Annotated in this window: 13 protein-coding genes; 8 read left to right on the top strand and 5 right to left on the bottom strand. The window is 71.6% G+C overall.

The features are described 5' to 3' along the window. Window positions 1–127 precede the first annotated feature (127 nt). A complete protein-coding gene (gene typA / locus ACFUUZ_RS11895; protein WP_378695194.1) occupies window positions 128–2,029 on the bottom strand; it encodes a translational GTPase TypA in 1,902 nt (633 codons plus the stop codon). A 173-nt stretch (window positions 2,030–2,202) separates the two neighbouring features. Between typA and ACFUUZ_RS11890 the strand changes: the two genes are divergently transcribed. Further along, complete coding sequence (locus ACFUUZ_RS11890) at window positions 2,203–2,376, top strand: hypothetical protein (RefSeq protein ID WP_378695192.1); 174 nt, start codon at window positions 2,203–2,205, stop codon at window positions 2,374–2,376. Between the two features lie 32 nt (window positions 2,377–2,408). Beyond that, a complete protein-coding gene (locus ACFUUZ_RS11885; RefSeq protein WP_378695190.1) occupies window positions 2,409–2,705 on the top strand; it encodes a 4a-hydroxytetrahydrobiopterin dehydratase in 297 nt (98 codons plus the stop codon). Here the strand turns inward: ACFUUZ_RS11885 and ACFUUZ_RS11880 are convergent. Continuing rightward, window positions 2,644–3,867, bottom strand: a complete 1,224-nt coding sequence (locus ACFUUZ_RS11880) for a mannosyltransferase (protein WP_378695188.1) — start codon at window positions 3,865–3,867, stop codon at window positions 2,644–2,646. The genes ACFUUZ_RS11885 and ACFUUZ_RS11880 overlap by 62 nt on opposite strands. Before the next feature lie 308 nt (window positions 3,868–4,175). Here ACFUUZ_RS11880 and ACFUUZ_RS11875 point away from each other — a divergent pair, with 308 nt between their 5' ends. Next, the gene (locus tag ACFUUZ_RS11875; protein WP_378695186.1) at window positions 4,176–4,961 is read left to right on the top strand and encodes a hypothetical protein; all 786 of its coding nucleotides are present in this window, start codon (window positions 4,176–4,178) and stop codon (window positions 4,959–4,961) included. Window positions 4,962–5,031: 70 nt separating this feature from the next. Continuing rightward, the gene (locus tag ACFUUZ_RS11870) at window positions 5,032–5,361 is read left to right on the top strand and encodes a hypothetical protein (protein WP_378695184.1); all 330 of its coding nucleotides are present in this window, start codon (window positions 5,032–5,034) and stop codon (window positions 5,359–5,361) included. Window positions 5,362–5,425: 64 nt separating this feature from the next. Here the strand turns inward: ACFUUZ_RS11870 and ACFUUZ_RS11865 are convergent, their stop codons facing one another. Both ACFUUZ_RS11865 and ACFUUZ_RS11860 read right to left on the bottom strand, forming a co-directional pair. Further along, window positions 5,426–6,163 carry a DUF1906 domain-containing protein gene (locus tag ACFUUZ_RS11865; protein WP_378695182.1) on the bottom strand — a complete coding sequence of 246 codons (738 nt, stop codon included), beginning with the start codon at window positions 6,161–6,163 and terminating at the stop codon, window positions 5,426–5,428. A gap of 169 nt (window positions 6,164–6,332) precedes the next feature. Further along, on the bottom strand, window positions 6,333–7,526 hold the full coding sequence (locus ACFUUZ_RS11860) for a hypothetical protein (protein WP_378695180.1): 1,194 nt from the start codon (window positions 7,524–7,526) through the stop codon (window positions 6,333–6,335). 331 nt (window positions 7,527–7,857) lie between these two features. Here ACFUUZ_RS11860 and ACFUUZ_RS11855 point away from each other — a divergent pair, with 331 nt between their 5' ends. From ACFUUZ_RS11855 to ACFUUZ_RS11840, 4 genes are read left to right on the top strand one after another with little or no spacing between them, the layout of a single operon-like run. Beyond that, window positions 7,858–8,505 carry an ABC transporter permease gene (locus ACFUUZ_RS11855; protein ID WP_378695340.1) on the top strand — a complete coding sequence of 216 codons (648 nt, stop codon included), beginning with the start codon at window positions 7,858–7,860 and terminating at the stop codon, window positions 8,503–8,505. Then, window positions 8,502–9,860, top strand: coding sequence for an ABC transporter ATP-binding protein (locus ACFUUZ_RS11850; protein ID WP_378695178.1), 1,359 nt, complete (start codon window positions 8,502–8,504; stop codon window positions 9,858–9,860). Before ACFUUZ_RS11855 ends, ACFUUZ_RS11850 begins: the two co-directional genes overlap by 4 nt. Then, window positions 9,857–10,618 carry an ABC transporter permease gene (locus tag ACFUUZ_RS11845; protein ID WP_378695176.1) on the top strand — a complete coding sequence of 254 codons (762 nt, stop codon included), beginning with the start codon at window positions 9,857–9,859 and terminating at the stop codon, window positions 10,616–10,618. Before ACFUUZ_RS11850 ends, ACFUUZ_RS11845 begins: the two co-directional genes overlap by 4 nt. Continuing rightward, a complete protein-coding gene (locus ACFUUZ_RS11840; protein ID WP_378695174.1) occupies window positions 10,615–11,601 on the top strand; it encodes a glycine betaine ABC transporter substrate-binding protein in 987 nt (328 codons plus the stop codon). Before ACFUUZ_RS11845 ends, ACFUUZ_RS11840 begins: the two co-directional genes overlap by 4 nt. Here the strand turns inward: ACFUUZ_RS11840 and ACFUUZ_RS11835 are convergent. Further along, window positions 11,588–12,946 (bottom strand): MFS transporter, encoded by a 1,359-nt coding sequence (locus ACFUUZ_RS11835; protein ID WP_378695338.1) that lies wholly within the window; start codon window positions 12,944–12,946, stop codon window positions 11,588–11,590. The genes ACFUUZ_RS11840 and ACFUUZ_RS11835 overlap by 14 nt on opposite strands. Between the last annotated feature and the right edge of the window lie 30 nt (window positions 12,947–12,976).

Here is a 12,976-nt window from a genome sequence, read left to right as displayed (position 1 = left end):
AACCGCCGCGAATGCCGCGGGAGCAAGGGTCGCCACGGCTCTCGGGCGAGCGAAGGCCACTGCGCCCGCACGGGCAGAGCATGCGGACGGCGGCCGCACTACTTCCAAGTGCGGCCGCCGCGGGGCACTACTGTGCGGCAGCGCGATCCCGGGCCTTGCGGCGGGACAGCTCGCGACCGCGCTCGGTGGCGCCCAGGATGACCTTGCGCACCCGGACCACCTCGGGGGTGACCTCGACGCACTCGTCCGCCGCGCAGAACTCCATCGCGGCCTCGAGATCCAACTGCAGCGGCTTGGCCAGCGTCTCCATCACGTCCGCGGTGGAGCTGCGCATATTGGTCAGCTTCTTCTCACGGGTGACGTTGATGTCGAGGTCCTCGGCGCGCGGGTTGATCCCGACGACCATGCCCTCGTAGGTGTCGGCGCCGGGCTCGACGAAGAACTGCCCGCGGTCGCCGAGCTGGATCATGGCGAACGGGGTGACGGTCCCGGCCCGGTCGGAGACGAGCGAGCCGGTGTGCCGCGCCCGGATCTCCCCCGCCCACGGCGCGTAGCCGTGCGCGACGGCGTTGGCGATGCCGGTGCCTCGGGTCTCGGTGAGGAAGTCGGTGCGGAAGCCGATCAGGCCGCGCGAGGGGACGATGAACTCCATCCGCACCCAGCCCGCGGCGTGGTTGGTCATCTGCACCATCTTGCCCTTGCGGGCGGCGAGCAGCTGGGTGATCGAGCCCAGGTACTCCTCCGGGCAGTCGATGGTGAGCTCCTCGAAGGGCTCGTGCACCTTGCCGTCGACGTTCCTGGTGACCACCTGCGGCTTGCCGACGGTGAGCTCGAAGCCCTCGCGGCGCATCTGCTCGACCAGGATGGCCAGCGCCAGCTCGCCGCGGCCCTGCACCTCCCAGGCGTCCGGGCGGCCGATGTCGAGCACCCGGAGCGAGACGTTGCCGACCAGCTCCTGGTCCAGCCGCGACTTCACCATGCGGGCGGTGAGCTTGTGCCCCTGCACCCGGCCGACCAGCGGCGAGGTGTTGGTGCCGATGGTCACCGAGATGGCGGGCTCGTCCACGGTGATCCGGGGCAGCGCCACCGGGTTGTCCGGGTCGGCGAGGGTGTCGCCGATCATGATGTCCGGGATGCCCGCGATGGCGACGATGTCGCCCGCGTACGCCACCTCGCCGGGGGTGCGCTCGACGCCGATGGTCTGCAGCAGCTCGGTGATCCGCACCTGCTTGACCCCGTCGGCGTGCATCCAGGCCACGGTCGAGCCCTTGCGCAGCTCACCGCTGTAGATGCGGACCAGCGCGAGGCGGCCGAGGAAGGCGGAGGCGTCGAGGTTGGTGACGTGCGCCTGCAGCGGCGCGGCCGGGTCGCCCTTGGGAGCGGGGATGTTCTCCAGCAGGACGTCGAAGAGCGCGTCCAGGTTCTCCGCGGAGGGGGCGTTGCCGTTCTCCGGGCGCTCCTTGGACGCCTTGCCCTCGCGGCCGGAGGCGTAGAGCACCGGCAGGTCGAGCGCGAGCTCGGCGGCCTCGGCGGCGGCGTCGTCCAGGTCGGAGGCGAGGTCGAGCAGCAGGTCGTGGCTCTCCTCGACGACCTCCTCGATCCTGGCGTCGGGGCGGTCGGTCTTGTTGACGACCAGGATCACCGGCAGCGAGGCGGCCAGCGCCTTGCGCAGCACGAACCTGGTCTGCGGCAGCGGCCCCTCGGAGGCGTCGACCAGCAGCACGACGCCGTCGACCATGGAGAGGCCGCGCTCGACCTCACCGCCGAAGTCGGCGTGGCCCGGGGTGTCGATGACATTGATGACGGTGACCGAGCCGTCCGGGTGGTGGCGGTGCACCGCGGTGTTCTTGGCGAGAATGGTGATGCCCTTCTCGCGCTCCAGATCACCGGAGTCCATCACCCGGTCGACGAGCTCGGCGCGCTCGGCGAACGCTCCCGACTGCCGGAGCATGGCGTCGACCAGGGTCGTCTTGCCGTGGTCGACGTGGGCCACGATGGCGACGTTGCGAAAATCGCGTGCAGACGACACGCCTGGATCCTCCTGCTGTTGGTGTGCGGTGCCGGCCGCCGCGCGGAAAATATGGGCGAGGACAGAACTCGCCGGGCATACGGCCGGGTAACACACTACCGGCAGGGCGGCTCGGACCCGCGGTCGCGTGCAGGGTGTTCTGGATCATGCAAAGTTAGGCTAAGCTAACCACTGTGGGCGTCAAGGTTGAGAAGGTTTCCACGCTGAAACCCAAGAAGAAGTGCTGTCGGAAGAAGACGCGCTGCGTGAAGTGCCCCGTGGTCATCATGCGGATGAAGAAGCTGGAGGCCGCGGGCGTCTCGGGCAAGGACCTGAAGAAGGGCCTCAAGGCCGCGCGCGCCGCGTAGCTTCTTCCCGGTCCGGCGGGTACCCAGGATGCATGGGTACGCCACTGCTGACCGATTCCGAGATCACCGAGGCACTGTCCGAGCTGGCCGGCTGGTCCCGCGCCGATGACGCGATCACCCGCGCCATCGAGGCCGAGTCCTTCCTCGCAGGCATCGACCTGGTGCGCCGGGTGGCCGAGGCCGCCGAGCGGGCGGACCACCACCCCGATATCGACATCCGGTGGCGAACCGTCACCTTCACCCTCTCCACGCACTCCGCGGGCGGGCTCACGGCACAGGACGTGGCTCTGGCTCGGGAGATCGATCAGCTGGCTCGCTCCGGCGGCTGAGCCGCCCCGAGCGGATCACCCACAGGTAGGTGGCCACGGCGCCGATCACGTTGACCGCCCCGAGCCAGGAGAGCACGGCCGGGCGCGGGATGGTCCAGATCGAGTCCTGGAAGAAGGACAGGATCCACGGCACCCCGACCAGGGTGGTCACCAGCCAGTAACCGGCCAGGATCCGCGCCCCCGCCGCCTGCCGCAGCGGCCCGTACAGCAGCCAGAGCACCGTCGGCACCAGCCACACCCAGTGGTGCGACCAGGAGATCGGCGACACCAGCAACCCGAAGATCTGCACCACGATCAGGGTGCCGAGCAGGTCGTCGGCGGCGAGCGCGCGCCAGGCCAGGAAGGCCAGCGCCGCGGCGACCAGCACCGCCGCGATCCACACCGGGCCGCTCTGCACGTCGTGGCCGAGCAGCCTGCTGAGCATGCCGCGCAGCGACTGGTTCCACACCGACCCCACCGGGCCGATCCGGTCCGCGTCGCCGAGCAGCGTGCCGAAGTAGCGCTCCGCGTCCGCCGGGGCCACCAGCATGCTGAGCCCGACCGTCGCGCCGAAGACCACCGCCGAGAAGACCGCGGCGAGCCAGCGCCTGCGCGCCACGAAGTACAGCCCGGTGATGGCCGGGGTCAGCTTGATCCCGGCGATCAGCCCGACCAGGCCGCCGGAGACCCACCACCGGGTGCTGCGCACCGCGAGCATCGCCCCGAGCACCAGGAAGACGTTCACCTGGCCGTAGTCGATGGTGGTGCGCACCGGCTCGGTCCACATCCCGATCGCGGTCCACCAGACAGCCGCGGTGCGCCACCCCGGTTCGGCCGCGACCTCCCGGCCGAACAGCAGCTCGAAGCTGATCCGGATCACGGCGTACAACCCGGCCACGATGGCGAGCAGCCACCCGACGGCGACCAGGGTGAACGGCAGGTAGTGCAGCGGGAGGAAGACCATCGCCGCGAACGGCGGGTAGGTGAAGGGCAGCGGGAAGTCGGGAGTCTTCTCCGCGTAGGTGAAGTCGTAGAGCGTGCCGTCGAGCAGCGCGGCCGAGCCGTCCACGTAGACGTGCAGGTCGACCACGTTCATCCCGTTCGGGACGAGGAGCAGCCAGCCGAGCCGGATCAGCACGGAGATCCCCAGTACCGCGACGGCCCAGCGCAGGTGTCGATTCACATCGCGAGCTTTCGATATCGAGACGCGGCGGGGTCCGGCGCGACGGCGGTAAGGGCGGCCTTCACCTTAGCGGGGGCGGGTCCGGCGCGGCGGGCCAGGCCCGGCGCGGTCCAGCAGTACCATGAGTCACACTGTCAACTCCGGTAACAGACGCTCGAGTGTCTCATCCAGCATGGGGACAGCTCGACGCGCGCATCGGGGCGGTGGCGCTGTACACACGGCGACGTTGTCCCTAAAGTGACCCCGACACGATGGCGTCCTCGCCTTCGCGTCCCCCGATGTACCCGAAGGTAAGGACGGCTAGCCCAGTGCTTCGCACCCGATCGCGGATCGCCCTTTCCGCGCTCGCCCTCACGGCGAGCGCCACCCTGGCCGTGCCCGCCACCTCGGTGGCCGCCCCGGCGCCTGCGGCGACCGAGGCCGGCTACAGCGTGCCGATGGTTCCCGAAGGTGTCCCGGTGGACGCGCTCGCCGCCCTGGCCCCGGCCATCGCGGGCGCCATCGCCGGCCCGGCGGATATCGCCGAAGGCCCGCAGGCCGCCATCCTGAGCCAGGCCAAGGCCCTGCTGGCCAGCCTGAACCTGCCGCCGCAGATCCGCTCGACGCTGGAGCGGATCATCACGTTCCTGGACGGCAGCGGCGGCGGCGGCCCCGAGCTCCCGGAGAACGCGCCCGTCATCGCGCAGTTCCTCTACCCCTCGATCGGCAAGGGCTGCATCAGCGCCACCGCCGACTCGATCGGCACCGCGCTGGCCGTGCCCGGCCCGGCCGAGCTGCCGCCGCCCGGCCCGGCCTCCGGCCAGACCGGTTTCGTCTTCACCGCGCTCGGCACCAAGGCGCCGACCGAGGTGCAGAACCCGCCCTTCACGGTGCAGTGGCTGAACCTGGACACCAGGCAGTCCGGCGTCCAGGTGCTGACCAACGAGGCGAAGATCAACCCGGACGGCCCGGCCACGCTCTCGGCCATCGTCGACACCGGCCGCGGCCGGGTCGCCGCTGTCGTCTCCGGCTCGCTGACCACGCAGGCCGACCCGGCCGCCGAGCCGCGCACCTGCTCGTTCCTGCCGACGCTCGGATTCTTTACCGTCGCCTGATATTTCCCGCCATCGAGACGCCCCGCGAGCCGCGCTCGCGGGGCGTTTCGATGTGTGATAGACCACAGGCATGGTGAGCGCGAACCGATCGATCCGCAGCAGCCGCTCCCGGCGGTCGCTGCTGTCCATCCGCTCCGAGGGGTCGATCCTCTCGATCGGCTCCGCCTACTCGATCCTGTCCATCGGCAGCGCGGGGTCGGTGCTCTCGATCGGCTCGGTGGGGTCGTTCGGGTCGCTGCTCTCGTCCGGGTCGTTCCTCAGCCTCGGCTCGGCCTTCTCCGGGCTCTCCCGCTGGTCGCTGCTGTCCTGGCGCGGGGTGCACGCCGAGCCGGACGCCAGGCCGGTGCTGCGCGTCGTCCCGGACGCCGAGCCCGATCCGGTGCGGCACAGCCAGACCTAGGCGGCGCTCCACTGCCCCGGGCGGTCGGAGCGGAACGCCGGGGCAGCGGCCGATCGCGGAGCGGTCACCACTGCCCGTACTGCGGGCGCAGGATGTGGTTGCGGTCGATGCCGATGCCGTCGATGGCCCGCTTGTCGATCTCGAACTGGTGCAGGTGCGCGGCGGGGTGCACGAAGCCCTTCGGCGTCCCCCAGTCGTGCTGCCAGAACCAGGTCGCCAGCCCGGCGGCCCTCGCCAGCTCGATGGTCGGGGCATTGGCGTAGATGCCGGTGTTGCTCTTGCCGACCACCCCGTTCCAGCCGAGCAGGTACGGCGCGATCATGGTGGCGAACTCGACCGCGGTCGGGTTGTCGTCGATGGACGCGTAGATCGGGCGGTCCTCCGGGCCGCCCGCCTCGCGGTGCAGCTCCAGCCCGCGCTCGGCGTGCTCGCGGCCCGCGACCAGGCCGCCGCGCCAGTCCGCCGTCGGGCCCTTGCCGAACTGGTAGCAGGAGACGATCTCCAACCCGGCATCCCGCAGCTCGGCGACCTCGTCGGCGCGCAGCGGCTTGCCCGCCATCCACTCGGCGCCCGGCCTGCGGTCGGAGACGTAGCGGATGACCCCCGCGTGCCCGGCCTCGGCGATGGCCGCGGCCGACGGGACGCCGCCGGAGTAGTCGATCAGGGTGCCGAGCGGAGCGGCGCCGGCGCCGGGCGCGCGCGCCCCGACGGCGGCGACGGCGGCACCCGCGGCCGCGAGGCCGAACAGGCCGCGCCGGGAAAGCGGGGGGCGGGCAGCGGAAGACACCGGGAACGAGCACATCGCAGGACTCCTTCGTGACCCCCCGTGCACCCTGTGGAACTGGATGAACAGCGTGCCCGGCGCACCTTCCCCAAGTCACATACGCGCCGGGAGCCTCGAACGTGGACTCATTTCACCACAACCCCATGCGAACCGCCAGACTCACGCATAACACCGGCCACAGTGGGCATCAGACGGCCTTCCCGATCCGCGCGCCCACATCGATCACCCGGCCGGAGCCGGAGGTGAGCTCCCGGCGGATCACGGCGGCGACCTGCGCCACCACCTGCTTCCTGATCTTGGCGAGCGCGCCGAGCGTCGCCGCCCGCACCCCCTCCGCGGCGAGCTCCAGCCGGATCTCGGCGGGTTCGGGCGGGTCGACATCGATCACCAGGAGCAGCGGGTCGGCGGCGCGGGCGGCCAGGACCAGCGGCACCTCCAGTTCGGCCCGGTACCGGTTGGCCTTGAGCACGTCGACGGTGATGTCCAGCGCGACCGGCAGGGTGACGTCGTAGACCACCGGCTCGATGTGGCCGGGCGCGGGCTCGCGCGGGCGCAGCGTCGGCAGCCGGACGGCACCGCGCACGGTCACCGTCGCGCGGCGGCCGGGGCCGGTGCGCAGCGGGCCGATCTCGATCGGGCGCCCGGCCAGCCGCTCCGCCAGCACCGCGTTCACCCGCTCGGGGGTGACCAGCAGCGGGAAGAAGCGCCTGCCGAACTCGGCGTAGTCGATCCAGTCGAAGGCCCACTCCGCCTCGGCCCTGCGCCGGTGCACCGACTCGGTGCCGCCGACGATGGCCTCGATGTCGAAGACCCGGCGGCGGCGGGTCTGCGGGTCGGCGAGCATGGGGTTCACCCGGTTGGCGACCTCGCGCTTGACCACGCCCGCGATCGGGTCGAGCAGCGTCTCGTTCACCGCGGTGCCCGCCTGGGTGCGCAGCACGACGCTGACATCGTCGGGGCTGATGGCGGGGATGTCGATGACCACGAGCAGCGGGCTCGCGGTGCGGGCGTGCAGCCCGACCTCCACCGAGACGACCGCCTCCAGCCGCAGCTTGCGCCCGGCGAGCAGCGCCTTGAGCGCCAGCGAGACCGGAACCGTCACGGTGTAGTGCACGTGCGGGCCGCGCCGGACTATCCGCGGCTCCCCCACCTTGCCCTCGGCGACGAAACCCGCCAGCCCGGCCGGCCCCAGCGAGAACGGCCCGAACGTGATCTTCCGGCCGGTGATCCCGGCGACCGCGGCCGCCACCCGCTCCTCGGTCGCGGCGTGCGCCACGAAGCGCTCGCCGAACTCGGCGTACTCCAGCCACTGCTGTTCGGGGGCGGGTTCGCGCTCCGCGGGCAGGGCGGGGGTGTGCGGTGTCTCGTCGGTCGGTCGCATCTCGTCTTCCCGAAAAACCTCACCTGGGCAGCGGACACCGAACACGCTACGCGACCGAGGGGGAACCCTGTCCTGCCGATGAGGGGGAGGCAGGACAGGGCCCGGAAGCGACGCTGCCGGGCGCCGCGGCCCCCATGGTAGCCCGCCTGCGCAGCCGCGCCACCCCGGCTTGCGCCACACAGGTTGGGCGGCAAGAGATTTCCGCACGGTGATCGGAACCCGCCGCGCGCCGCCGACCTCGGCCGCGACGCTCCGAGCGGCGGGAAACCACCCGCTCGGCGGGGTCGGAGGGGTTAGTCTGCTTCCCGAACCCGGGCCGTGGGAGGTAACCCTGGACACGTTGTGGACCTTCGTGGTGAACCGGCGCGAGCAGCTGCTCACCGATTCCTATCTGCATGTCTCGGCGGTGGTGCAGTCGGTGTTCCTGGCCACCCTGATCGCCGTGCTGATCGGGATCCTGGTGTATCGCAGCCCGTTCGGTTCCTCGGTGGCGACCGCGCTGGCCAGCGCGGTCCTCACCATCCCGTCCTTCGCGCTGCTCGGGCTGCTGATCCCGATCTTCGGCCTCGGCGTCGTGCCCACCGTGATCGCGCTGGTGCTCTACGCGCTGCTGCCGATCCTGCGCAACACGATCGTCGGGCTGGCGTCGGTGGATCCCGCGGTGACCGACGCGGCGCGCGGCGTCGGGATGAGCTCGATGGGGGTCCTCACCCGGATCGAGCTGCCATTGGCCTGGCCCGCCATTCTCGCGGGCATGCGGGTCAGCACCCAGATGATCATGGGGATCCTCGCCATCGCGGCGTACGCCAAGGGCCCCGGCCTCGGCAACCTGATCTTCTCCGGGCTGGCCAGGCTCGGCAGCCCGACCGCGGTGCCGATGGCGCTCACCGGCACCGTGCTGATCGTGATCCTGGCCCTGCTGCTCGACGGGATCCTCGTCCTCGTCGGACGACTCACCATCTCGAGGGGAACGACGTGACCGACTCCGACCTCCGCAAGTCCGTGGGCACCGACGCGGTCTCCGGCGTCGAGATCGTCCTCGACTCCGTGACCAAGCGGTACCCCGGCACCGAGAAGCCCGCCGTCGACAATGTGTCGATGACGCTGCCGCCCGGCGAGATCGTGGTCTTCGTCGGCCCGTCCGGCTGCGGCAAGACCACCACCATGCGGATGATCAACCGGCTGATCGAGCCCACCTCGGGGAAGATCACCATCGGCGGCGAGGACGCGCAGAGCATCAACGGCGACCAGCTGCGCCGCAAGATCGGCTACGCCATCCAGCAGTCCGGGCTCTTCCCGCACCTCACCGTCGCCAGGAACATCGCCACCGTGCCCGGGCTGCTCGGCTGGGACAAGAAGCGGATCACGGCTCGGGTCGAGGAGATGCTCGACCTGGTCGGGCTGGAGCCCGCGACCTTCCGCGACCGCTACCCGCGCCAGCTCTCCGGCGGGCAGCAGCAGCGCGTCGGAGTGGCCCGCGCGCTCGCCGCCGACCCGCCGGTGCTGCTCATGGACGAGCCGTTCGGCGCGGTCGACCCGATCACCCGTGGGTTCCTGCAGGACGAGCTGCTGCGGCTGCAGTCCGAGCTGCACAAGACCATCGTCTTCGTCACCCACGACTTCGCCGAGGCGGTCAAGCTGGGCGACCGGATCGCGGTGCTCGGCAACCAGTCCCGCATCCTGCAGTACGACACCCCGGAGGCCATCCTGGCCGCGCCCGCCGACGAGACCGTGGCGGGCTTCGTCGGCGCGGGCGCCGGGCTGCGGCAGCTCACGCTCACCCGGGTGGCCGACATCGAGCTGCACCCGACCCCCGCGGCGCTGGAGACCGACGACATCGCCGCGCTGCGCGCCGAACTCGACCGCAGCGGGGACCCGGCGGCGCTCGTGCTCGACACCAGGCGCAGGCCGCTGCGCTGGGTCACCGCCGACCAGCTGAACCGGGCCGCCTCGCTCGCCTCGGTCGGCACCCCGGTGGCGGACTGGGTCGCGCGGCGCTCGACGCTGCAGGACGCGCTGGAGGCGCTGCTCGCCGAGCCGACCGCGACCGCGATCGTCACCGGCGACCGGAACGAGTACCTCGGCACCATCGCGGTCGACACCCTGGTCTCGCACCTGGCCACGGTGCGGCACGCGGTGGAGTCGCCGGAGCACGAGGCCGCGAAGGTCCCCGCGGGCAACGCGCCCGGCGACGCCGCCGAGCCAACCGCGGGCAGCGCGCCCGCGGCGGGCGGCACCGCGAGCGACGCGGCGGACAGCACGGGCGCGGCCGAACCCGCGAAGGGCGACGGCGGCACCGGCAGGCCGGCCGGTGGCAGTTCGGAGCCATCGTGAGCACCGCGGTCTCCACCGGCGCGGAGCGCAGGGCCGAGCGGCTGCGGCTGCTGGCCCAGCCGCTGCTGGTCGCGGTCCTGGTCGCGGGGGTGCTGATCTGGGCCTTCAATCGGGATCTCACCGCGACCCAGGAGGCCAGCGTCAATGTCTCCAATGTCGCCACCGTGACCTGGCAGCACATCCTGATCACCGCGACCGTCGTGCTGATCGTGGTCGCGCTGGCGGTGCCGATCGGCACCCTGGTCACCCGGCCGGGCTGGCGCAGGCTGGCCCCGGTCTTCGTCGGCATCGCCAATGTCGGCGCCGCCGCGCCCGCGATCGGCCTGATCGTGCTGTTCTACCTGGTCACCAGCACCACCGGGTTCTGGATCGGGGTCGCGCCGATCGCGTTCTACTCGCTGCTGCCGGTACTGCGGAACACCATCCTCGGCTACCAGCAGGTGGACCCCGCGGTGATCGACGCGGGCCGCGGGCAGGGCATGTCGCAGTGGGCGGTGCTGCGGCGCATCGAGTTCCCGCTCGCCATCCCGTACATCCTGGCCGGGTTGCGCACCTCGCTGGTGCTCGCGGTCGGCACCGCCACGCTCTCCTTCCTGGTCAGCGCGGGCGGGCTCGGCATCCTCATCGACACCGGCTACAAGCTGCGCGACAACGTCACCCTGGTGCTCGGCGCGGTGCTCGCGGTCGCGCTGGCGCTGCTGGTGGATTGGCTCGGCGCGCTGGCCGAGCAGTACCTGGGGCCCAAGGGCCTGCGATGACGGCGGGCTGCTGTCGCAGGCGCGGAGCGGCGCTGCTGTTCGCGGCGGTCGTGGCGCTGACCGGGTGCGGGCTGGAGTCCGGCGGCGCGGTGCCGCTGAGCGTCGGGCCGGGCAGCATCCAGCCGGTGCCGGAGCTGGAGGGGGTCGCGGTCACCGTGGGCTCCAAGGACTTCACCGAGCAGCTCATCCTCGGCTACATCATCGAGTTCGCGCTCACCGCGGCGGGCATGGAGGTCCGCGACCTCACCAATATCCAGGGCTCGAACAGCCTGCGCGACTCCCAGCTCAACGACCAGATCGACATCGCCTTCGACTACACCGGCACCGGCTGGATCAACTACCTCGGCAACGAGAAGCCGATCCCGGACTCGCAGGGGCAGTTCGAGGCGGTGCGCGACGCCGACCTCGCCGCCAACGGCATGCGCTGGGCCGCCATGGCCCCGGTGAACAACACCTACGCGCTGGTCACCAGCGCCGCCTACGCGGAGCAGACCGGGGTGCGCAGCCTCTCCGACTACGCGAAGCTGCTGAACTCCGACCCCGGCGCCGCGGTGACCTGCGTCGGCACCGAGTTCAATGTCCGGCAGGACGGCTACCCCGGCATGGCCCGCGCCTACGGCATCGACAACGGCAGCGCGCCCAAGCAGATCGTGCAGGACGCGGTGGTCTTCAACGCGGTCGCCGACGGCTCCTCCTGCCGATTCGGCTCGGTGGCCGCCACCGACGGCCGGATCCCGGCGCTCGACCTGCTGCTGCTCGAGGACGACCGCGCCTTCTTCCCCAAGTACAACGCCGCGCTGGTGCTCAGCGACGCCTACGCCGCCGAGCACCCGGCGGTGATCACCGTGCTGGAGCCGATCACGGAGCTGCTCACCAACGAGACGGTGACCGAGCTGAACCGGCTCGTCGACGTGGAGGGCAGGGAGCCCGCCGAGGTGGCCCGGGACTGGATGGTCGAGCAGGGCTTCGTCACGAAGGAGTAGCGGCGTCCGCGGTGCGCTTCATCGGGATGCAGACGGTGATCAGCACCGCGACCACGGCGGCGGCGACCGAGATGTAGAAGGTCAGCAGGAAGCCGTCCTTCGACGGCAGCCGGTGCCCGCCGAGGTCCATCGTCATGTGCGCGAGCACCACGCTCATGACCGCCGCCGAGGTGGAGGTGCCGATGGCGCGCATGAGCGCGTTCAGGCCGTTGGCGGCGCCGGTCTCGCTGATCGGCACCGCGCCCATGATCAGCGCGGGCATGGCCGCGTAGGCCAGCCCGACGCCCGCCGCCACGATGCTCGCGGCCAGCACGATCTGCCAGACCGCGCCCATCCAGACCGCCGCGCTCAGGTAGCCGAGCCCGACCACCGTGGCACCGAACCCGAGCGTCAGCTTGGGGGTGCGCGCCGCCGAGATCCGCGCCGAGACCGGCGAGAGCAGCAGCATCATCAGCCCGCCCGGCGCCAGCGCCAGCCCGGCCGCGACCATTGAGAGGCCGAAGCCGTGGCCGGTGGCCTCCGGCGCCATGAGCAGCTGCGGGAAGGTCAGCGACATGCCGTAGAGCGCGAAGCCGACGGCGATCGAGGCCAGGTTGGTGAGCAGCACCCGGGGGCGGGCTGAGACCCGCAGGTCGACCAGCGGCGCTTTCCTGCGCAGCTCGTACCAGCCGAAGACGAGCCCGGCGACCACTGCGAGCGCGAGCAGCCCGAGGGTGCTGCCGCTGGTCCAGCCCCAGTCGGTGCCCTTGGTGATGGCGACCAGCAGCGCGACCAGGGTGACGCTGAGCCCGAGCGCGCCGAGGAAGTCGAAGGGCGCGGGCGTGCGCACCGCGGACTCCGGGACCAGCAGGAACACCAGCGCCGCGCAGAGCGCGCCGAGCCCGGCGGAGGTCCAGAACAGCACGTGCCAGTCCGCGTTCTGCGCGATCACCGCGGCCAGCGGCAGCCCGACGGCGCCGCCGACGCCGAGCGTCGCGCTCATCACCGCGATGGCCGAGCCGACCCGGTGCGGCGGCAGCTCGTCGCGCATGATGCTGATCCCGAGCGGGATGGCGCCGGTGGCCGCGCCCTGCAGCGCCCGGCCGACGATCTCCGGGGCCAGCGAGGAGGCGAGCGCGCAGACCAGCGAGCCTGCCACCAGCAGCAGCAGCGAGACCAGCAGGATCCGGCGCTTGCCGAACATGTCGCCGAGCCTGCCGCTGATCGGCATCGCCACCGCGCCCGCCAGCAGCGTCGCGGTGATGACCCAGGAGGCATTGGTGGCCGAGGTGCCGAGCAGCTCGGGCAGCAGCGGGACGATCGGGATGACCAGGGTCTGCATGAGCGAGACCACGACGCCGACCATGCTCAGCGTGGCGATCAGGACGGCGGGCGA

The sequence above is a fragment of the Nocardia sp. NPDC057353 genome, from assembly GCF_042667085.1.
GTDB lineage: Bacteria > Actinomycetota > Actinomycetes > Mycobacteriales > Mycobacteriaceae > Nocardia.
This window is presented reverse-complemented; position numbering and strand designations above follow the sequence as displayed.